14 protein-coding genes are annotated in these 21,848 nt (G+C 49.5%); 9 read left to right on the top strand and 5 right to left on the bottom strand.

The annotated features are described in order from the left end of the window. Window positions 1-161: 161 nt before the first annotated feature. On the bottom strand, window positions 162-1,685 hold the full coding sequence (locus EI981_RS26005; protein WP_227011593.1) for a VanW family protein: 1,524 nt from the start codon (window positions 1,683-1,685) through the stop codon (window positions 162-164). 236 nt (window positions 1,686-1,921) lie between these two features. Between EI981_RS26005 and ftsE the strand changes: the two genes are divergently transcribed. The 5 genes from ftsE (at window position 1,922) to EI981_RS25980 (ending at window position 8,069) form a co-directional block, all read left to right on the top strand. Continuing rightward, window positions 1,922-2,608 carry a cell division ATP-binding protein FtsE gene (gene ftsE, locus EI981_RS26000; protein WP_127003178.1) on the top strand — a complete coding sequence of 229 codons (687 nt, stop codon included), beginning with the start codon at window positions 1,922-1,924 and terminating at the stop codon, window positions 2,606-2,608. After that, window positions 2,598-3,512: a permease-like cell division protein FtsX gene (gene ftsX, locus EI981_RS25995; protein WP_127003176.1), complete on the top strand. Its 915-nt coding sequence runs from the start codon at window positions 2,598-2,600 to the stop codon at window positions 3,510-3,512. Before ftsE ends, ftsX begins: the two co-directional genes overlap by 11 nt. Before the next feature lie 74 nt (window positions 3,513-3,586). Continuing rightward, entirely contained in the window at window positions 3,587-4,819 is a 1,233-nt protein-coding gene (locus EI981_RS25990; RefSeq protein WP_127003174.1) for a murein hydrolase activator EnvC family protein, read from the top strand. Between the two features lie 323 nt (window positions 4,820-5,142). Next, window positions 5,143-6,609, top strand: coding sequence for a S41 family peptidase (locus EI981_RS25985; RefSeq protein WP_127003172.1), 1,467 nt, complete (start codon window positions 5,143-5,145; stop codon window positions 6,607-6,609). A 134-nt stretch (window positions 6,610-6,743) separates the two neighbouring features. Beyond that, window positions 6,744-8,069, top strand: a complete 1,326-nt coding sequence (locus tag EI981_RS25980) for a PDZ domain-containing protein (protein ID WP_127003170.1) — start codon at window positions 6,744-6,746, stop codon at window positions 8,067-8,069. Window positions 8,070-8,131: 62 nt separating this feature from the next. On the opposite strand, the gene EI981_RS25975 is transcribed toward EI981_RS25980, so the two are convergent. The 3 genes from EI981_RS25975 to EI981_RS25965 all read right to left on the bottom strand — a co-directional run bounded on the left by EI981_RS25975 (window position 8,132) and on the right by EI981_RS25965 (window position 10,760). Beyond that, the gene (locus EI981_RS25975) at window positions 8,132-9,004 is read right to left on the bottom strand and encodes a patatin-like phospholipase family protein (RefSeq protein ID WP_127003168.1); all 873 of its coding nucleotides are present in this window, start codon (window positions 9,002-9,004) and stop codon (window positions 8,132-8,134) included. A gap of 146 nt (window positions 9,005-9,150) precedes the next feature. Then, window positions 9,151-9,972: an OmpA/MotB family protein gene (locus EI981_RS25970; RefSeq protein WP_127003166.1), complete on the bottom strand. Its 822-nt coding sequence runs from the start codon at window positions 9,970-9,972 to the stop codon at window positions 9,151-9,153. Further along, entirely contained in the window at window positions 9,969-10,760 is a 792-nt protein-coding gene (locus EI981_RS25965; protein ID WP_127003164.1) for a flagellar motor protein, read from the bottom strand. The genes EI981_RS25970 and EI981_RS25965 overlap by 4 nt, the downstream gene beginning before the upstream one ends. 191 nt (window positions 10,761-10,951) lie before the next feature. Between EI981_RS25965 and uvrB the strand changes: the two genes are divergently transcribed. The 3 genes from uvrB to EI981_RS25950 all read left to right on the top strand — a co-directional run bounded on the left by uvrB (window position 10,952) and on the right by EI981_RS25950 (window position 16,779). Beyond that, window positions 10,952-12,943 carry an excinuclease ABC subunit UvrB gene (gene uvrB, locus EI981_RS25960; RefSeq protein WP_127003162.1) on the top strand — a complete coding sequence of 664 codons (1,992 nt, stop codon included), beginning with the start codon at window positions 10,952-10,954 and terminating at the stop codon, window positions 12,941-12,943. A gap of 110 nt (window positions 12,944-13,053) precedes the next feature. Beyond that, window positions 13,054-15,918 (top strand): excinuclease ABC subunit UvrA, encoded by a 2,865-nt coding sequence (uvrA, locus tag EI981_RS25955; protein ID WP_127003160.1) that lies wholly within the window; start codon window positions 13,054-13,056, stop codon window positions 15,916-15,918. A 651-nt stretch (window positions 15,919-16,569) separates the two neighbouring features. Further along, window positions 16,570-16,779, top strand: coding sequence for a DUF2759 family protein (locus tag EI981_RS25950; protein WP_127003158.1), 210 nt, complete (start codon window positions 16,570-16,572; stop codon window positions 16,777-16,779). Between the two features lie 150 nt (window positions 16,780-16,929). Here the strand turns inward: EI981_RS25950 and EI981_RS25945 are convergent, their stop codons facing one another. Then, window positions 16,930-18,555, bottom strand: a complete 1,626-nt coding sequence (locus EI981_RS25945) for a cellulase family glycosylhydrolase (RefSeq protein WP_127003156.1) — start codon at window positions 18,553-18,555, stop codon at window positions 16,930-16,932. A 658-nt stretch (window positions 18,556-19,213) separates the two neighbouring features. On the opposite strand from EI981_RS25945, the gene EI981_RS25940 reads away from it, so the two are divergent. Beyond that, window positions 19,214-21,796 (top strand): U32 family peptidase, encoded by a 2,583-nt coding sequence (locus EI981_RS25940; RefSeq protein ID WP_127003154.1) that lies wholly within the window; start codon window positions 19,214-19,216, stop codon window positions 21,794-21,796. Window positions 21,797-21,848: the final 52 nt, after the last annotated feature.

Below are 21,848 nucleotides of genomic sequence, written 5' to 3'. Positions count from 1 at the left end.
AATAACCCGCTATGGGCAAGTCCGTAACGGGTTATTACCAATATAATCCCCTTCCCCTGTCTAGTCCAACAAATTTGCATGCATTATTCATAAATTCAACCGGATCCCGACCAGCAGCCCCCAAAAGGGCTTTTTTATTGTTTTTTCAAATTTCTCAAAAATCAAGGGAATTTGGGTCCCTCTACCCCATCTTCTAGGATTTGTGACGGGGGATCGCCGCTTTTCTCTGTTCCATCGTGGACAGCAATGACAGCCGGCTGGGCCGGGTAGGTGTCACGTGACAGCAAAGTTAGGCTGACGGTAACGCCGTCGACCTGCTTAAGACGATACGTCTCTACAATATAACCAGGCTTACCCTCAAGCATGATCTCTTGGCTGCCCATAGGAAGCGAAGGATTCTTGATATATTTGTTGGTGGGCGCGATTGTTCGGGTTGTTCTCGATTGGATGCTGTACGTCACGTTTTCAGCAAGCGTACCGAACAGTTTGATTACAAGCTGATTGTTGCTGCTCTCGGCGCGGATCAACAGATACTTGCCTGTCGTGTTCTTGAAGCGGAAGTTAATGTACCCTTGAGCGAAGGTGGCATCCTGTCCCTTCGGGACATAGCTGACAGGCAGGGTGTGATTGCGTCGTTCCACTATTTCTAGACCTGCCCGGAGGGCAGCGTTGTAGAGGGTGCTGGAAACTTGGCAGATGCCTCCGCCTACTCCAGGGACGAGCTTGCCGCCGAAGATGACCGGTGCTTCCCGGAAGCCATACTCTTGCTCGGCGGATTCGATCACCTTGGCGTAGTCGAAAGTACCGCCAGGTGACAGCAGCATACCATCGATGCTGTGGGCGGCAGCGTCGACATTGTGCAAACGTCCCTCGCCGCTCGTCGTAAGATCGGTGGAGAATTGAGCGATTTTGCGAGTGATGCCCTGCGACTTGAGGCTATCCAGGGTAACGCTTGGTTGGAGCTTAATTAGTGGAACAGAGATTGTGATGGGTTGGGTCGGAACTCGAAAGTTCTGTCGTGGATGTGCTGTAGTATCATGTCCAGTAACGTCGGTTGACTCTTCTCGAAGATCCCCTTCAGCGGCACCATCGTCCATTTTATCCAAGGGGAGTGTGGTTGGAAGGGCAGCTTGAATCAGCGTCATGAAGACGGTCCAATCGATTCGGTACACGGATTTTCCAGCCGTATAACGGATGCTGTCATCCGCTCCGATCGTTCTTGTCGCATTTACCGGTACACCCAAATGAGCTTTCTCCCATTCCGGACCCAATTGTAATTTCAACGGCTGTAGATCGTAACGGGCCTGTAACCTCCATTGCTTGGGAAAGTGGCTGCGGATCTGGATTCGACTCCAGAGACTTCCATTTGTTAGGGCAGTCAGCTCGGTGCGGAAATCAGATATGTCGAAGGTGATCCCGCTATTTTTCCATGATAGAACCTCAGAACTGGCAATGTCGCGAAAAGAATAAGTGACTTTCTCCAACTCCAGCTCCGCCAGCTTCCTATCCAGTACTTGTATTGCCTCATGAGCTGACATTCCTCCCATAGGAATCCCGGCGACGTCTACTCCAGACGGAATCGTATCCCTATAAGCATAATGCTGCAGTGAGAACAGCAGAAACAGCGCCGTACTACCGAGAATTAATAACGGGGCCACGAAGAATATGAATCGATTTCTATCCATTATTCGCTCCTTATCATCACTGGAAAAACTTATTGTACAACCTTGTTAATGATATATATGCTGAAATAATGGAAACTTTCGGGTACTCAAATGGTAACATATTTGTTACAATAATTATCGAACTGAAGAAATTTGGCTCAACTTATAAAGGATTTGGCTAGAAGATGTCGAAATTGTAGTAGTTGACTATGCGTACAAACTAACTAGATATGAATCAAGGCTTAGGACGTGATGAAGTGATAGAAATGCAGGATGTTTGGAAGACATATTCAAACGGGACCCATGCTTTGAAGGGTATCTCGGTCAAAATCGATCGTAATGAATTTGTATATTTGGTCGGGCCCTCTGGCGCGGGGAAATCGACTTTTATGAAGCTTATATATCGGGAAGAAGTGCCTACGAAAGGGCAGATTTCTGTAAACGGTTTTAATATCGGAAGGCTCAAACAGCGAAAAATTCCTTATGTCAGACGCAATATCGGCGTTGTTTTCCAAGATTTCAGGCTGCTGCCCAAGCTGAATGTATATGAGAACGTCGCTTTTGCGATGGAGGTTGTCGAAGCCCCGAAGAAAGTGATTCGCAAGCGGGTGCCTGAGGTGCTGGAATTGGTCGGTCTGAAAAATAAGGCGACTCGTGATCCATCCCAATTATCAGGGGGAGAGCAGCAGCGGGTGGCGATCGCCAGGGCGATTGTGAACAACCCGTCGGTTATCATTGCTGACGAACCAACCGGGAATCTTGATCCGGAGACATCATGGGGAATTATGCAGCTATTAGATGAGATTAATTTTCGCGGTACGACGATTGTTATGGCGACCCACAATAAGGATATTGTGAATACGATGCGCAAGCGCGTCATCGCTATTGAGCATGGAAATATCGTTCGTGATGAGATGAGAGGGGAATACGGATATGAGTTTTAGTACCCTCTTAAGACAGTTTCGAGAAGGGGCGCGTAATGTGTTCCGCAATGGCTGGATGTCGGTGGCATCCATTACTTCAATTATCGTATCTCTATTTATATTAGGCGTATTTATAATGCTTGTCGTTAACATAAATTCCTTCGCAGATGATGCTGACGGTCAGGTGCAGATTAGCGTGTATTTGGAATCGAATGTGGATAATGCCTTGCGGGACAAGCTGATTGCAGAAGTCAAGTCGATGCCGGAGGTTAGCGAGGTGGCCCTGATTCCGAAGTCCGAAGGGCTCAAGGAGTTCAAGGAGAAGCTGGGTGCGGAAGGGAAGGACTTGCTTGAAGGCTATACCGATGAGACGAACCCGATCCCTGATACGTTCAAGATCAAATTGATCGAACCAACGACGGCGCCGTTCGTTGCCAGCAAAATAACAGCGCTCAACGACAAAAATCCAGATAAGCCGATCTACAAAGTGAACTATGGTAAAGGGACGACAGAGAAGCTATTCAAGATTACGCGGGGGATCCGCAACATCGGGTTTATCTTCGTAGCCGGCCTGGCATTAATGGCCATGTTCCTCATCTCCAACACGATCAGGGTGACGATCTTGGCACGACGTCGTGAGATCGGAATTATGAAGCTGGTTGGTGCGACCAACGCCTTCATTCGCTGGCCTTTCTTTATTGAGGGAGCACTGATTGGCTTGATCGGCTCCGTTATTACGGTGGGCGCATTGATCTTCGGGTATCAGGAGCTGGAGCAAGCGGTAGCCGCTGATATGACCCTTGCCTTCCGACTCGTTCCGATCAAGCAGATCGCACTTCAGATCAGCGGATTATTGATCGGACTTGGATTGCTGATCGGCATCTGGGGAAGTCTCATGTCCATCCGTAAATCTTTGAAGGTATAGGCGTGGCAAGGTACAGAAGAGAAAGAGTTTAGGAAGAGGCTAATCTAAATCGTGAGAAGGATGGGGAAAAGAATTTGAAGAAATGGATATCCGTGATTGCTGTAATCACCATAGCCGCTACGATGTTCAACCCAACAGAGGGTTATGCCAAATCTAAGACCATCAACCAGATTGATGCCGAACTGAAGCAGCTTCAGAAGCAGGCGAAACAGGCGAAGATTCAGCAAGAGAAAGCAACTGACAAGAAGCAGGAAGCACAGCACTATGTGAACAAGAACCAGGCGTATTTGAAGCAGGTGCTATCACAGATCGATACAGTTAGTAATGAATTGGCCAATATTGCACTGGACATTGAGGACACGAAGACGAACCTGCGGGATACCGCGAACAAGTTGGATAAGACAAAGCAGCGGATTGAGGAACGTTCAGGCTTGCTGGATACGAGGGTTCGTATCATGTATACCGACGGTGCTGTCTCTTATTTGGATGTATTGCTGTCCTCCACTAGCTTCTCGGATTTTCTGCAGCGGGCTGATTCCCTTCAGGCGATCATGAATCAGGACAAGGTCCTGCTGGATGAGCACAAGCATGATAAAGAACTTCTCCAGGATCAGCAGCAGCAGCTTGAACAGGACTACGCTAAAGTGAAGACATTGTATGCTCAAGCGGAGGATCGTAGAAGTATTCTTGAGGAGAAAGAAATTGAGAAGCAGCAATTGATTGCGAAGTATAGCGATCAGATCGATCAACAGGAAGAAATTACTCAGGAGCAAAATGAATTGCTTGTCAAACTGGCGACCAAGCGTTCTGCTCTTGAGAATGAGAAGAAGAAGATCAAAGCAGCTCAAGTATATAAAGCGAAGACGACTACCAAGAAGGTATCCTATTCGGCATCAGGTGGATTCACAGGAAATGGCGGCTCAATGATGGTTCCAGTGAACGGGGCGCGTCTCTCCTCCGGGTACGGCACACGGGTACATCCGGTGACGGGAAAGGTTAAGTCGCATACAGGGGTAGATCTTGCTGTTTCGGAAGGAACCGATATTCATGCAGCTGAAGGTGGTGTCGTCATCGTCGCAGAATGGTGGAGCGGCTACGGAAATACGGTTGTCATCGATCATGGCAACAATGTCTGGACGCTTTACGGTCATATCCGTACTGGCGGGACTAAGGTACAGGTCGGAGATACGGTGAAAAAAGGTGAGAAGATAGCGGAGGTCGGTCAGACCGGTGTTGCCACTGGGCCACACGTTCATTTCGAGGTTCGTATTAACGGTAATCCGGTAGACCCGACACCTTATTTGTAATAAAATAGGTTATATCAAAGAGACGGATACCTTTGCGTATCCGTTTTTCCTTCTTGAGCGGCAGGCATGTGGTGTGTAAATAATCTGTACAAGCCGCGCATATAATAAAAGAGGTTGTTCAAAAAGTCAGCTTTTGATCACGAAGTGAATCAGGAAGCAAATTCGGCATCGAATCTTGAATTCATCCGGGCCTTCTCGGTGCTGAAAACCGGACTTTTTGAACACTCACTAAAAGATAGACAGCGGTTTGGCGGACTGCTTCCCTGAAGGAAATGATGCAATACCTACTCTATTCAAGATACATAGGCGGTGAAGAAGAGAAGATGTTCAAAGGACGTACAGTTGCTCTAATGGTCGTGGTCGCCATGCTGCTCAGCAGTATTCTGACTCTTACCTTAACAGGTCAGTGGACCTTTGCGGGTTCGAATGCAGTAGGTAGCGGAATTTTTGCTGATGCTTTTGGAGGCAACAAGAGCGGAATCAAGAAGATCGAGACGGCTATGGATCTTGTTGAAAAAAATTACGTAGAGGGCGTTGATCGGAACAAACTGGTGGACGGGGCGATCGGTGGTATGCTGAATGCGCTTGGCGATCCGTTTACCTCTTATATGGCACCGGAGACTGCGCAGCAGTTCTCCGAACAAATCGAAGGTTCTTTTACCGGAATTGGTGCTGAGGTATCGATGGAGGACGGCAAGGTTGTCGTCGTATCTCCCATTAAAGGCTCTCCTGCGGAGCAAGCGGGCATCAAGCCGAAGGATATTCTGCTCTCGGTCAACGGTGAATCCTTTGAAGGGCTTGGCTTGAATGAAGCCGTTGCTAAGATTCGCGGTCCAAAAGGGACCAAGGCTAAAGTAAAGGTCAAGCGTCCAGGTACAGCTAATGAACTGGAATTCTCGATTGTCCGTGGTGATATTGCGTTGGAAACGGTCTATTCCAGCATGAAGCAAGAGAATATTGGCGTGATTGAGGTTACGGAATTCTCCATGAATACGGCGGATCGCTTTGCACAGGAATTGGCTTCATTGGAGAAACAGGGAATGAAGGCACTGGTCATCGATGTGCGGAACAATCCGGGCGGCGTGCTTCAAGTCGTTGAGAAGATGGCAGAGCAATTTGTTCCGAAAGGTAAGGCCATTCTTCAAATCGAGGATAAGAATAAAAATCGTAAGAAGATGACTTCTGTTCAAGGCAAGAGTAAAAATTATCCGGTGATCATCATTACGAACAAGGGCAGTGCTAGTGCCTCGGAAATTCTGGCGGGTGCCCTCAAAGAATCAGCAGGGGCAAAATCGCTTGGAGAAACGACGTATGGCAAAGGAACTGTTCAGTCCAGCTTCTCCAAAGAGATGGGCGACGGTAGTCTAGTGAAGATTACGATTGCTAAATGGCTGACACCAAATGGCGAGTGGATCCACAAGAAAGGGATTGAGCCGGACATCCCGGTATCACAGCCGGATTACTTCTCGGTCGCTCCGATTAACAAGGAGAAAACCTATAAATTCGACATGCTGGGCGAAGACATTAAGAGCGCTCAGACGATGTTAAGCGGGGTAGGTTATGATCCCGGCCGCAAGGACGGATATTTTGACAAGAAGACGGAGGCGGCACTGGAGAAATTCCAAGCAGCCAAAGGCTTGAAGGCGAATGGTGTGCTTGACGCTAAGACGGCGGAGGCGCTTGAGAGCAGTCTGATTGATCAAATCCGTGATCCGAAGAATGATAACCAAATGAATCAAGCGATTCAGGAGGCCCAGAAGGAAATCAATTCATTGGCGTCGAATGAGTAAGAAGGCTGAGTTTCAGCCTTCTTTTTTTCTGTTATAGTTAAAAGTGGAATTAACTTGGTGGATGTTCAATGGGGTTCTTATATTGTGGTTAGAGTCAATATTTTTTGAGATGATGGTTAGGGGTTGATGATCGATTGGATCTTGTGCTTGAAGGATTGTGGAATTTAGCCGGGGCCGTAGGACAATTGTTTCTGCAGCCATTTTATTATATCTCGATTATTATGGTGCTCCTGCTCTATCGCAGGCAAGTTATATTGGAGCGCAGGTTGTTCCATGTAAGGCTGAACAATTGGCTCGCTCAGACTTGGCGTACAGTGCTTGGAGGCTTGCTGGCGGGGATTATCGTATCGCTTGTTGGTGCGTTTATCGGCATGACGTTAACGATAGAGGGGATTTTATGTATATGGGCGGTAACGATTGTATTACTGCTCGTTCGTGTTAGATATTTATGTCTGGCCTACTCCGTCGGTCTGCTAGGAGTTATCCAGTTTATCCTGGATCGATTCCCTTCATTTGTAGGCAGCGGCTTTGGGGCCGAAGTGATTCGTACGGTTAGGGAACTGAATATACCAGCACTGCTATGCCTTGTCGGGCTGCTGCACTTAGCGGAAGGGCTGCTTGTCCGCTGGCAGGGTGCTTCCTTTGCAGGGCCATTGTTCTTCGAAGGCAAGCGCGGTAAGCTGGTCGGGGGCTATCAGATGCAGAGCCTATGGCCAGTTCCATTGCTCTTGCTCATTCCTGCTCATACAACGGGAGGGGTATTGCCTTGGACGCCGCTGTTTGGTGGAGATGCCTGGCAGGACGGGTTCGGTCTTGTTGCTCTGCCGATCATTATCGGATTCTCGGAGATGACGAGTGGGATGCTGCCTCAGGTCAAGGCTCGATTAACTTCGAATCGACTACTGTTCTACGGGTTGGCTGTGCTTGTGCTGGCGCTGCTGTCCCACTGGTGGGGCTGGATCTTGCTTCCAGCGGCGCTGGTGTCCTTCTTATTGCATGAAGGACTTGTGTGGTACAGCCGCTTTGAGGAGCAGGAATCGAGCCCGCTGTTCGTCAATCCGGCAGGAGGCTTGAAGGTGCTCGCGGTACTGCCGGACAGTCCGGCACGGGAGATGGGCATCCTGGTCGGGGAGACCATCCGCAAGGTCAATGGCGTGCCGGTTCCAACGAAGGAAGAGATGCATGCGGCGCTGCGGATGAATCCGGCCTTCTGCAAGCTGGAGGTTCTTAATCTCAAGGGTGAGATCAAGTTTCTCCAGCGCGCAATTTACGCCGGCGAGCATCATCAGCTCGGCGTGATCCTGGCGCCTGACGACAAGGCGCCGGTTGCTGTTAGGCTGCAGCCGCTGTCGCTGCTGCAGCTGCTGAGGCCGCGGCGCAGCGAAGCTGGCGCGCGCGGCAAGCGCCGCCCGGCTGGCCGGGGCGGCGACAAAGCGTCTCAGCCGCCATCGGCGGGTTGAGACAAAAATAAGGGCTGCGGCACCGCGTAAGCGGCCGCAGCCTTTTGTGTTGAAGTGCAGCATCAGGAGGATTGTTTGTCCCAATCCTGCGCAAGCTGTACGCCCATGTCATAACCGAGCTGATAGTCTTGCTCTAGTATAGGCAGCTCCTTGGTCAGACGCTCTGTCTTGAAGGAATCCGGTGGATTCACTTCGATAACCTGTACATCGCTCGGAGGATTGCGCATAAAGTCGATCGCTTCCTGGTAAGTATGTGCGCGGTTGTTGAGTGCTTGCAGCAGGTCCGGATATTTACGCAGATGCCACCGGGTTAACATATTGTTTTTGCTGTTATTCATCATATAAGCATGAGGCCTGGAGCGCAGCACCATAATTTTGTTGGCGCCACGACGATAGGCCTCGATGACGGGGATAGAATCGGTAACTCCGCCATCGACATATTTTACCCCATCCACCTCAACGAAGCCACGGTATATGACGGGTATAGCGCTCGAAGCTTTCATTAACTGGTCAAAATTATGCCGGGTCGGCTGCAAATACACTGAATTGCCCGTATTCACTTCGGTGGCTCCGATAATGAACTCAGCGGAGCCTGAGAACAGAGTATCCACATCTACAGGCATATCCCGCAGTGTTATGTCCCATAGCCAATCGATATCCATCAGATGGCCACCACGTACAAATTTCTTCATACTGATGAACTCCGGACGGAGTGAATAGTCTGTGAATACTTTATAATTACGCTGATACATTTGGCCTAAATAGGCAGCGACATTCGAAGAACCCGCGGAAACGCCGATACATAGGTCAAATGGGTAGAAATTCTGTTTGATGAATGCATCGAGAATTCCCGTAGAGAATATACCCCTCATTCCGCCGCCTTCAACAACTAATGCCGTTTTTTCCTTTTTTACCGTACTAAGGTTTTCTGTCATGTCCTCACCCACCCTATTCAACATAGATTATATCCAGACATATATCATACCTGTAAAAATGATGCAGTGCATAATTTTACCTGTTTTTTATTCAACAATTGATCTACAAGGCAAAAAGCTTGGCTCATCACCAAGCTTTCTGCTTCTTATTGCTGTAGCTGTCTCAATACCGTGATTTCAACGCGGCGGTTCTTTTGTCTACCCTCGGCTGTAGTGTTGTCACCGGTAGGACGGGTGTCAGCGTAGCCGGCGTATTGAAAATGCTGTGGATCAAGCTTCTCCTTATCCAGGAAGAAACGCAGCACCGACAAGGCTCTTTCGCCAGACAGTTCCCAGTTGTCCTTGAACTTGGAGGCACGGACGATCGGCTGATTATCGGTATGCCCCTCAATGCTAATTACGGTGTCCAGTTGCTTGAACAGGCTGGCCAGCTTGGCCATGGTTTTGGCAGAACCCTGCTTCAATTCCGCCTTGCCGGTATCGAACAGGAAGCGGTCGCTCAAGGTAATCGAGATTCCTTTTGGCAGATCGGCGACATGAATTTGATCTTGTAGATGATTATCCTTCACATAAGCTTCGATCCGTTTCATAAGATCCTGCAGTTCTTCCTCTTGTTTACGGAAGGCGAGTTCGCGCTCGCTTAAGGGTTCCTCACCGTTCTGATTGCTCTGGTCTGCCTCGGCAGAACCGGAACCCGGATCCTCATGTATATCGGGGCTTTGTGAACCATCTAGAATGCCATTGCCACCGGCAATGATGGAGTTCCCACTGCTGAATGTGTGCTGCAAGGATTGAGTAACAAGTTCATATTTCTCAACATCAAGACGGCTCATTCCATACATGATGATGAAGAAAATAAGCAGCAGGGTAATCAAGTCAGCGTATGTAATCATCCAGCGATCCTTGGAGTCGCCACTCTGTTCGCTTTTCTTCCATCTGCGGCTCCGTTCATGCTGACTCTGTCTCATAGTTCAATCTCCTTGAACTCGGGCATTTCTTGCTTGGGAGTGATAGAATCTGCGCCGAATGATTCCAGCTTGCGTCGAACCAGCACAGGGTGATCTCCGTTCTGAATGGACAGGATTCCTTCGAGCATCATCTCCATACGTTGTATTTCATCCTCACCCCGCGATTTAATCTTCGAAGCGATTGGCAGGAAGATCAGGTTGGCGCTCGCTACACCATATAATGTAGCTGTAAAAGCCAGAGCGATGGATGGCCCCAATGCCGTTGGTTCAGTCAGGCTGCCAAGAACGTGAATGAGACCCATAACCGTACCGATAATCCCCATCGTAGGGGCGTATCCACCAGCGGATTCGAATATTTTGGCATAGCCTTCATATTTATGATGCGTAGACTGTAGTTCAAGCTCCATGATCTGCTCCACCATTGCCCGATCGGTACCATCAACGACGAGTTGGACTCCCTCGCGGAGGAAGGGATCGGGGTATTCGGCTGCTTTCTTCTCCAGAGCCAGTACACCTTCGCGTCTCGCCGTATGCGACATGCGGGTGATGTCATCAATTAATCCGGCTATATCAGTACCTCTAGTAGCAAAGGCGATAGCCAGAGCGCGTGGAACCGTCTTTAGCTTGGCTAATGGAAAACTGACCAACACCGCAGCAAGCGTTCCTCCGAATACGATGCAAGCAGCTGTAAGCTGCATGAGACCTCCTAATTCTCCCCCTTCCCAAATGAACCCGCCGACCAGTGCGGCAAGTCCGATAATGATACCGATAACCGTTGAAATATCCATCTCTTGCTATCCACTCCTCTTCTTACTTATCGTTTGCATCTGATTCGCAAAAAAGTTATAATGTATGGGAACATCCATTCCTATTTTACATTTTTAGGGATGAATTGTTTTATATAAGGTGGAAATTTGTCACAAGCTGTCTAATGATAACCTCTAGTATTTCATTTTAACGATAAAGGTGATGTTGGACAATGAGCGATATTGTCTTCAATGATAATAAATTTGAAGTTGTCTCCGAGTATAAGCTACAGGGGGACCAGCCGACGGCCGTCGAGGAATTGGTTGAAGGCGTAAAAATGGGCGAAAAGTACCAGACGTTGTTAGGCGCAACAGGTACCGGAAAAACCTTTACTATAGCGAACACGATTGCGAAGCTGAACAGGCCGACACTAGTGATCGCTCACAACAAGACGCTGGCTGCGCAGCTCGCAAGCGAGTTCAAAGAATTTTTCCCTCACAACTCGGTAGATTACTTCGTCAGTTATTACGACTATTACCAGCCGGAAGCGTACATTCCTTCCTCTGATACCTATATTGAAAAAGACTCCAGTATTAACGAAGAGATCGATAAATTAAGGCACTCGGCGACAAGCTCATTGTTTGAGCGTCGAGATGTCATAATTGTAGCGAGCGTATCGTGTATATATGGCCTCGGTTCGCCGATGGAGTACCGCGACCTCGTTCTGTCGCTCCGGATTGGGATGGAGAAGCCGCGTAATCAGATTCTGAGTCGGCTCGTAGATATCCAATACCAGCGGAATGATATCAACTTCGTGCGCGGGACGTTCCGTGTACGCGGGGATGTGCTGGAGATTTTCCCGGCTTCCAAAGGGGAGCAAGCGATTAGAGTAGAGTTCTTTGGCGATGAGATCGACCGGATCACGGAAATTGACGTACTGACCGGTGAACTGATCGGGGAGCGGGACCATGTTGCTATTTTCCCGGCGTCTCACTTCGTAACCCAAGAAGAGACGATGAAGGCGGCGCTTGTCAATATCGAACGTGAGCTGGAGGAGCGGCTAGAGCTGCTTCGTTCACAGGGCAAGCTGCTGGAGGCACAGCGACTTGAACAGCGTACCCGGTATGACATCGAGATGATGAAGGAAGTCGGCTTCTGCTCAGGGATTGAGAACTATTCGGGGCCGCTAACCTTCCGTGAGCGGGGGGCAACGCCTTATACTTTGATGGATTATTTCCCTGACGATATGCTGATTGTCGTGGATGAGTCGCACGTGACGCTACCGCAAATCCGGGCGATGTATAACGGGGACCAGGCGCGTAAGAATGTGCTGGTTGACCACGGCTTCCGGCTCCCTTCTGCCTTGGATAACCGTCCACTCCGATTCGAGGAATTTGAGGAAAAGGCCGGGCAAATGATCTTTGTATCAGCGACCCCAGGTCCATATGAGCTGGAGCATTGCGATACAATGACGCAGCAGATTATCCGGCCGACGGGTCTGCTTGATCCGGTAATCGAAGTGCGTCCGACCAAGGGCCAAATCGATGATCTGATCGGGGAGATCAATGAGCGGATCGCTAAGGATGAACGGGTTCTGGTTACGACGTTGACCAAGAAAATGTCCGAGGACCTTACCGACTATCTTAAGGAAATCGGAATCAAGGTGCGTTATCTTCACTCTGATATTAAGACATTGGAGCGGATGAGCATTCTTCGTGATCTGCGACTCGGTACCTTCCATGTGCTAATTGGGATTAACCTGCTTCGGGAGGGACTGGATCTTCCTGAGGTATCGCTGGTAGCTATCCTCGATGCGGATAAGGAGGGCTTCCTGCGCTCCGAGCGTTCGTTGATCCAGACGATTGGCCGGGCGGCGCGGAACTCAGAGGGGCGTGTGCTGATGTATGGAGATCATATTACGGAATCCATGGATCGGGCTATTAAGGAGACAGAGCGTCGTCGCAGTATCCAGATCGCTTATAATGAGAAGCATGGTATCACGCCACAGACAATTCGCAAGAAGGTCAGAGATGTGATCGAAGCTACGAAAGTGGCGGAGAGCAAATCGGATTACTTGGCGGATGCCAAAGGTAAGATGTCCAAACGCGATCGCGAGTCGATGATCAAGCGGCTTGAGGCCGAAATGAAGGAAGCAGCGAAGAACTTGCAGTTTGAACGAGCTGCTGAGCTGCGCGATGCGATTTTGGAGCTTAAGGCGGAGTAGCAAGCTGTTGTATAGTAATGTTCAAAAAGGCCGGTTTTCAGCACCGAGAAGGTTGGATGAAGCTAGGGAACTTTCCCTATTATATAGAAGGTTCAAGGAGATGAAACCTATTGGCTAGTGAGAATATCGTAATCAAGGGCGCACGCGCGCACAATTTGAAAAATATCGACATTACGATCCCACGCGATCGCTTTGTCGTGCTGACCGGGCTTAGCGGCTCCGGCAAATCTTCACTGGCATTCGATACGATTTATGCCGAGGGTCAGCGCAGATATGTCGAATCGCTATCGGCCTACGCTCGGCAATTTCTCGGGCAAATGGAGAAGCCGGATGTAGATTCCATCGAGGGGCTGTCGCCTGCGATTTCCATCGATCAGAAGACAACCAGCCGCAACCCACGTTCTACTGTGGGAACCGTCACTGAGATTTATGATTATATGCGTCTGTTGTTTGCCCGTGTCGGGCATCCGCATTGTCCGGAGCATGGCATCGAAATTACGTCACAGACAGTCGAACAAATGGTTGACCGGATCATGCAGTATCCAGAGCGGACGAGACTGCAAATTCTGGCTCCAGTTGTGTCAGGCAAGAAGGGTGAGCATAAGAGTCTGTTCAGCGAAATCTCCAAACAGGGCTTCGTTCGTGTACGCGTGGACGGAGAGCAGCGTGATCTATCTGAGACGATAGAACTGGAGAAGAACAAGAAGCACTCTATTGAGGTAATTGTGGACCGGGTCGTCGTTAAGGAGGATGTTCGGAGCCGGCTAGCCGACTCGATCGAGACGGCGCTCAAAATGTCAGGTGGCCAAATCCTTATTGATATTATCGGTCAGGAGGAGCTGCGCTTCAGCTCTAACTTCGCCTGCCCAATTTGCGGCTTCAGCATGGAAGAGCTGTCGCCACGGATGTTCTCTTTCAATAGCCCGTTTGGTGCTTGTCCAGAGTGTGACGGCCTCGGGGTAAAGATGATTATCGACCCGGATTTACTAGTGCCTGATCGTTCCAAGAGCATTGAAGACGGTGCCTTTGAAGCTTGGGCGGGTGGAACTTCGAACTATTACCCGCAGTTTCTGCGTTCGGTATGTGAACATTTCAAAATTCCACAGGATGTGCCCGTATCGGAGCTAACGAAGGATCAGATGGACAAGCTGCTCTATGGTACTGGTGACATTAAAGTCCGCTTCCGTTATGAGAATGATTTCGGCATGAGCAAGGATGCGATGGTTACCTTCGAAGGAATCATTCCGAATCTCGAGCGCCGTTATCGTGATACAGCCTCGGAGGGGATTCGTGAATTTATTGAAGCTTTCATGGGTTCGAAGCCATGTGGAACCTGTAAGGGACATCGCTTGAAGAAGGAAAGTCTGGCCGTAACGATTAATGATCAGAATATGGCCTATGTAACCTCGCTATCGATCGGGGAAGCACGAAAGTTCTTCGATGGCTTGCAATTAAGCGAGAAGGAGAAGACCATTGCCCACCTGATTCTGAAAGAGATTAACAGCCGTCTTGGCTTCCTGGTGAATGTGGGGTTGGATTATCTGACGATGAGCCGCGCCGCAGGTACGCTATCTGGTGGAGAAGCACAGCGGATCAGGCTGGCCACACAGATTGGTTCCAGTCTGATGGGCGTGCTCTATATCCTTGATGAACCGAGTATCGGTCTGCATCAGCGGGATAATGACCGGCTGATCTCAACACTGGCCCATATGCGTGATATCGGAAATACGCTGATTGTTGTCGAGCATGATGAAGACACCATGCTGGCGGCTGACTATATTATCGATATTGGACCCGGAGCCGGTATTCATGGCGGACAGGTCATCTCTCAAGGAACGCCTACGGAAGTGATGGCTGATCCAAAATCGCTGACCGGACAGTATTTGAGCGGCAAGAAGTTCATTGCGGTTCCGGCTGAACGCCGCAAGCCGAATGGACGCTGGCTCGAAGTGAAGGGTGCGAAGGAGAACAATCTGAAGAATATTAATGTCAAGTTCCCGATTGGCGTCTTTACCGCGGTTACTGGAGTGTCTGGATCAGGGAAGTCAACCTTGGTGAATGAGATCCTGTACAAGACATTAGCCCGCGATTTGAATAGGGCAAGGGTTAGACCAGGGGAATATCGCGAGATGAAAGGCTTGGAGCATATCGACAAAGTCGTTGATATCGATCAGTCGCCGATCGGACGTACACCGCGTTCCAACCCGGCAACCTACACAGGAGTATTTGACGATATTCGCGACCTGTATGCACAGACGAATGAAGCGAAGATCCGCGGCTATAAGAAGGGGCGGTTCAGCTTCAATATTAAGGGCGGACGTTGTGAGGCTTGCCGCGGAGACGGAATTATCAAGATTGAAATGCACTTCCTGCCAGATGTCTACGTGCCTTGTGAAATCTGCAAAGGCAAGCGATACAATCGGGAGACACTGGAAGTTAAATATAAGAACAAGAGTATTGCCGAAGTGTTGGAGATGACGGTGGAGGATGCGACGGAATTCTTCCAGAACATTCCGAAGATTCACCGCAAGCTGCAAACCTTGATGGATGTAGGGCTTGGCTATATTAATCTGGGCCAACCAGCGACAACTCTATCCGGTGGTGAGGCGCAGCGCGTGAAGTTGGCTTCCGAGCTATACCGGCGCAGTACAGGCAGAACGATCTATATCCTCGATGAGCCGACGACGGGTCTGCACGTTGATGATATCGATCGACTGCTTAAGGTACTGCATCGTCTGGTCGATTCGGGAGAGACGGTTCTGGTCATTGAGCATAATCTTGATGTCATCAAGACTGCCGATTATTTAATCGACCTCGGTCCAGAGGGTGGCAGCGGTGGTGGAACGATCATTGCTACTGGCACACCGGAGGACATCGTTAAGACAGAAGAGTCTTATACAGGTCGTTATCTGGGACCTGTTCTTCAGCGTGATACCGAACGGACCAAGGAATTGATCGCAGCTACGATAGAATAGATTGTAGTTTTACAGAAGCCTGCTGAGAGAGGAAGGGATAGCTCTCAGCAGGCTTTATTTGGATGAGAGAATTTATACGTTTCCAGCGTAGCATATTGTCTCAATGTATCTTCTATGAGGACAAATTTAAGAAATATCTTTTATGAGATGGACACTGTTTGTTGAGGTGTAATAACTTCTGTCTAACCTAGGACAGCATATATGGCGTATATGGTCTGATAAAATCTATATTTAGTGTTCTTGGTTCTGTGAAGCGAAAGTCTCTAATGTCCACTTATAGGTGGACATTTCTGTTGTTTGTGCATCTGGGGGAGACGCATTGTGTTCGTGAAGTCGAAGAAGGAGAGTAAGGGTAATTTCAAAGGGTACACTTAATTCTCTAGGAACAGATATGATTTAGTTTCCGGGAGTATTTGCTGTGCCCGAAACAGCTCATTCCGGTTAAGAGCATTAACAACTAACGGAATTAAAATTGGGGCAAAGGGAATTGTCAAGTAACTTTAATATATAACAAAGCTTGATTTAACGATTTTCAAGCTATTTTAGAAGGAAAATTTAACATTTTTTTGTCTTTCCTCTTGCATCCAGTCGAGGAGGAAGATAACATATAAGGAGATGGAAAAAAGCGAATTGATCAGAGGAGGGTACGCTATGTTACTCGCAGCTGCGGGGGAGACGACAACGACCTTTAACGGTTTTGATATTTTTATGATATTGTTCACGCTGATTATTCTATTCGGGGTAATCCGGTTGCTCCGGGAACGTCCGAAGAAGAACTTATTTGCCATAGGCTTTGGGATTGTCAGCTTACTCGTCTTTTTAGCATCCGATGCAATTATGATCAAGGCTTGGTTCAGTTAAGGTACATACGGCAGCTTAGCACGACAGATGTAAAATGAGAAGAAGCAGGGGAACCGGAAGGGTCCCTGCTTCTTTATTTTGTACATGAGTTCCTAAATGCATCTGGATGGAGAAGGGGTGCCCAAAAGTAATAATCCAGTTGATAAATGGTTATTTCATGCTGAATTCGATCCAGTCGATCTGAATCGTTCCATGAGAGGCGGACAGCTTAAGCGTGAGATCGCCTTCTGTAACGTGAATTATTTGTTCCAAAGAATGGACTTTCCAGCCTGATGGGGCAAATGACAGGGAGATGGCAGACTCCTGATTAATCTGCAAGTCCAAAGAAGCGGCTCCTTCCGGGATTGCGGTCCGAATGAAGAGGGCATATTCGCCGGGGCGATCACAGTGCAGCGAATAGCTCACTGAGGCTCCAGCTATCAACTCGATACATAAACGCTCTTCATCCTTCCATTCCTCCTCCGGCTTCAAATGGAAATTCGGCGTACCTTCTCTTTTTTGAATGAAGGAAATAGGGATCTTGTCGTTAGATCGGAATGGATTCTCATTCGGCCGCTTAAGCTGCGAAGCCGTATAGCTGGTGCCTTCACCTTGGTTACCGTAATATTCGGCAGGAATTCGCAGCGGCAGCTTGCGCTGTACCGCACCAAGAACCTGCGGCTGATATCGGCAGTGATCGAAACGGATGTTGTCGAGATATTCACGAAGGATTATCCTAGCCTGTTCTCGGTCCGGTTTTTCCCCTCCACGCAAGTAGTCGAGGATCAGCTCCCAGTCCTGCGGTTTATTGATTGAGCAAGGCGAGTTAAAGGTATCGAGCTTCTTCCATGTCCAGAAGTTCCATGAAATCTGGTGATCCTCATACAATCCGAACGCGCCAGTATACCAGCTTAACGTATTTTCTCCGCCTTCACCCATATAGATCGGCACGTTGAACTCACGGCGTTTATCCAGATAAGGCGCAATACTCTCTGTATCGATGCTGCTCCAATATTTATGGAATTGCAGCAGAATATTGCGATCGAACATTTCTGTAAATACAGACCAATCTGTGGCCCAATGTGCCCCTTCCAGAATAATGAGGTGCTTCTGATCGACTTCACGGATCGCTGCGGTAATTTCTTGATAGAGCGGTATGAGCATATCGTTATATTGATTGAAAAAGTTCGGCAAAGGCTCATTCAGCAGATCATAACCGCCTACGACCCACTCATCCTTGTAACGGTCGGCCAATTCTCTCCAAAGTTGAACGGTCTGTCTGCGGTAAGACTCATGAATGAACAGTTCCGGCTGGTCGTTCTCACAGTCATCGATATTCGTACCTGTCTGTCCACCAGGGGCTCCGTGCAGATCTAAAATGACGTAAAGCTTATACTGCTTGCACCATTCTATAAATTGGTCGATGAGCCTAATCGAGCTCTCTTTAAAGCGAACCGGTTCGCCCTCTTCAAGCAGGAAGCGAGCATTGATAGGCAGCCGGACAGAATTAAGCCCTTCCTCAGCCATACGGGCTACATCTTGCTCCGTAATATAATGCTGTCGAAACTCCGTCCAGAAGCTGGCAGCCTCCTCTTCACCGATCAGATCACGGATCAATTTCTCGATCCGTCTTGGCCGATCCGCATTGTCCGGCGGGAACTTCCACATATATCCCTCTGGCAGCAGCCAATTGCCGAGTCCTACGCCACGAAGCAGAATTTCCTCGCCTTGTCCATTGACCAGACGCTGACCATCGGCTCGTAGATATCCAATAACTTCTCCGTTATCAGCATACATCGGGTGACACCTCCACATGATTTCAACTGGGGTTAACATGGATAAAATGATAGGAAACAAACTTCCAGCTTCAGTAATGTAAAACGATTTCATATGCTGTTATACCTAAATATAACGAGAATCACGTCGAGGGGATAGGGAGCGAATTTCATATCGGGTATGGATTTTTCAGGTGTGGTAAAGGTGCGGTAGGATTATTCATAAAAGTGTCATTTCACTGAAAATGCTGCGTAAAAGCTGAAAAATTTATGTAACTGCACTTTTTCTCAGTAGGAAGCTTTTACGGATCATTCTTTCCCTGTGGATGGAATGGATTGTTGGTAGTGTATTATGTTGAAGTCTGTTAAAATAATTAGGTTGTAGAGATAGTTCAAAAAGTACACTTTTGATCACGAAGTAACACTGAGAGCCTATTCGACATCGAATCTTGAATTCAGCCGGGCCTTCCGGTGCTCATGTACCCACTACGTACGCTCCGCTCCTCAGTCCCTAGCTTCATCCAACCTTCTCGGTGCTGAAAACTGCCCTTTTTGAACATTCACTTATAGGAGGAGCACAAGAATAAGTACTTAAGCACTTGTAGATATCTCAAATTTAAAACACATCAATAGGTTATCATATTGCGATGAATCAATAGGATTCATGCGGGAGGATATAAATGAGCAAGATAGCGATCACAAGACAGGATGTAGAGCTGCTGGCACCAGCCGGCGACTGGGATTGCATGCGGTCGGCCGTTGCGAACGGCGCGGATGCGATTTTCTTTGGAGTGGAGAAATTTAATGCTCGTGCGCGGGCGAACAATTTCCGGATGGATGAACTACCGGAGATTATGGCGTTTCTGCATAGCTATGGAGTGAAGGGGTTCTTAACCTTCAATATTTTAGTATTCGAGAATGAGCTAGCAGATGCCCATGAATTGATTGAAGCCTGTATCAACGCTGGGGTTGATGCGGTGATTGTACAAGATTTGGGCTTGGTGAAGATGATCCGCGAGCTGTCGCCGGATTTTCCGATTCATGGGTCTACTCAAATGACGATCACTTCACCGGAAGCGGTAGAGTTCACAAAGCCTTGGGGCCTGGAGCGGGTCGTGCTAGGCCGCGAGAACAATCTGCAGCAAATTCAGAAGATCGGCGAGCAGGCGAAGCTACCGATGGAGGTGTTCGTTCACGGGGCACTATGTGTGTCCTATTCCGGTCAATGTCTGACCTCGGAAATGTGGGGTGGCCGTTCGGCCAACCGTGGCGAATGCGCGCAAGCCTGTCGTTTGCCGTATGATCTGATTGTGGACGGGGTTCAGAAGCCGATGGGAGATGTAGCATACTTGCTCTCTCCTAAAGATTTGGCAGCGATTGATTTGATGCCTGAGCTGATCGAAGCGGGAGTGACTTCCTTTAAAATTGAAGGGCGACTGAAGAGCCCAGAATATGTAGCGAATGTAGTCAGCAAGTACCGGAAAGCGATTGACCGGTATTTTGACGGGGATAGTAGCACTCCATCCAAGGAGGAAATGCGCGAGCTGCAGCAGAGCTTCTCCCGTGGCTTCACCCATGGCTTCCTGGAAGGGACGAACAATAAGAAGCTAGTGGACGGAACCTTTCCGAAGAGTCGTGGTGTGTATCTAGGACGTGTTGAGCAGATTCTACGTGACGGTGTCGTCTGCCGTCTGGAGGCACCTCTGAAGCGCGGCGACGGTATCGTCTTTGACGCTGGTGATCCGACCAAGAAGGAAGAGGGCGGACGTGTCTACGATTTGCGCCGCAAGGGTGTGAAGATCGAAGGGGAAGCCGGTGAGAGCTGGATCGTTGATATTGTGCCGGGACGGAATGATATCGATCTGCGCCGTGTTCATGTCGGGGACCGGATCTGGAAGACAAATGATCCGGCGCTGGACAAGCGGCTGCGGCAGACGTTCGAGACAGACAAGCCTTACCGGGTATTCCCGGTTCATGTCCATGTCATCGGTGTAGCTGGCGAGCCGCTCAAGACCTTCTGGACGGATGTGCAGAAGGGCACGACGGTGCAGGTCGACTCGGAGCTACTGCTCGAGGTCGCACAGAAACGGCCGATGGACCAGGCGCTCCTGGAGGAGCAACTGGGTCGTCTCGGCGGTACGCTGTTCCAGCTCGAGCAGCTGGAGACGGAGCTTAGCGGCGACGTCATCCTGCCGATTCGCGAGCTGAACAGCGTTCGCCGGCGCGCAGTGGAGCTGCTAGCCGGCGAGCGGCCGAAGCCGCCCGTGTATGAACGGGCGGCTGGGGCTGACGCCGCCAGCGCTTCGCTGGGCGGCGGAGCCCGCGGCCCCGCGCACGGCGAGGGGCCGCATGGCGCGAGCGCTGCTGCGGCTCAGCCGCAGCGCCGCGCGGTGACCCGCGGTGAAGCGAAGCTCACCGCGTTGTGCCGCAGCCTGCCGCAGGTGCAGGCTGCGCTCGAGGCCGGTGTGGATATGATCTACGCCGACTTCGAGTTCATCAAGCAGTTCCCGGCAGCGGTGGATGCCGTTCGGGCCGCCGGCAAGCGAATCGCGCTGGCAACGCCGCGCATCCATATGCCGGGCGAGAACGGCTATCATAACAACATCCTGCGTCTGCAGCCAGACGCCGTTCTCGTGCGTAATACCGGTGCGCTTTATTTCTACTTGCGCCACCGGCAGGAAAACCCGGATGCGTTCCACCCGCAGCTGATCGGCGATTTCTCACTGAATATCGCCAATCATAAATCGGTGGAACTGTTCTTGGAAGCGGGCTGCGACATCGTAACGCCGTCCTATGACTTGAACATCCAGCAGATGGTTGATCTGCTCGGCAAGAGCATGACCGATCAACTAGAGATCGTGATCCAACAACATCTACCGATGTTCCATACGGAGCATTGCGTATACTGTACCTTCCTGAGCGAAGGTACCAATTACACGAACTGCGGGCGTCCGTGCGAAGAGCATCGCGCCTCATTGCAGGACCGGATCGGCATGTCCCACCCGGTTCGCGTGGATGAAGGCTGCCGTAATACAGTCTATAACGCTATTGAACAATCCGGTGCGGAGTATTTGAGCCACTTCCTTGAGTTGGGCGTGTCCAGATATCGTGTAGAATTCCTGGAGGAGACGCCGGAGAAAGTCCATGAAGTTATCGATTTGTACAACCGTGCGCTTCGCGGAGAGATCAGCGGTACCCAAGTCTGGCGTACGCTGAAGGCGACGAACCAGCTTGGCGTCACTCGTGGCCAGTTAGTAAAATAAATGAACACAAAATCTCCCCTACTAGGCTTGCTTAAGTAGGGGAGATTTATTT

The organism is Paenibacillus lutimineralis (assembly GCF_003991425.1).
GTDB lineage: Bacteria > Bacillota > Bacilli > Paenibacillales > Paenibacillaceae > Fontibacillus > Fontibacillus lutimineralis.
Note: the sequence above shows the minus strand (reverse complement) of the source record. Positions and strands in the feature narration are given on the sequence as shown.

What these genes read in the sequence shown, in the direction of transcription:
- EI981_RS26005 (WP_227011593.1), bottom strand. Translation starts at nt 1,685, where the DNA reads ATGGATAGAAATCGATTCATATTCTTCGTGGCCCCGTTATTAATTCTC.
- ftsX (WP_127003176.1), top strand. Translation starts at nt 2,598, where the DNA reads ATGAGTTTTAGTACCCTCTTAAGACAGTTTCGAGAAGGGGCGCGTAAT.
- EI981_RS25985 (WP_127003172.1), top strand. Translation starts at nt 5,143, where the DNA reads ATGTTCAAAGGACGTACAGTTGCTCTAATGGTCGTGGTCGCCATGCTG.
- EI981_RS25975 (WP_127003168.1), bottom strand. Translation starts at nt 9,004, where the DNA reads ATGACAGAAAACCTTAGTACGGTAAAAAAGGAAAAAACGGCATTAGTT.
- EI981_RS25970 (WP_127003166.1), bottom strand. Translation starts at nt 9,972, where the DNA reads ATGAGACAGAGTCAGCATGAACGGAGCCGCAGATGGAAGAAAAGCGAA.
- EI981_RS25965 (WP_127003164.1), bottom strand. Translation starts at nt 10,760, where the DNA reads ATGGATATTTCAACGGTTATCGGTATCATTATCGGACTTGCCGCACTG.
- uvrB (WP_127003162.1), top strand. Translation starts at nt 10,952, where the DNA reads ATGAGCGATATTGTCTTCAATGATAATAAATTTGAAGTTGTCTCCGAG.
- EI981_RS25950 (WP_127003158.1), top strand. Translation starts at nt 16,570, where the DNA reads ATGTTACTCGCAGCTGCGGGGGAGACGACAACGACCTTTAACGGTTTT.
- EI981_RS25945 (WP_127003156.1), bottom strand. Translation starts at nt 18,555, where the DNA reads ATGTATGCTGATAACGGAGAAGTTATTGGATATCTACGAGCCGATGGT.
- EI981_RS25940 (WP_127003154.1), top strand. Translation starts at nt 19,214, where the DNA reads ATGAGCAAGATAGCGATCACAAGACAGGATGTAGAGCTGCTGGCACCA.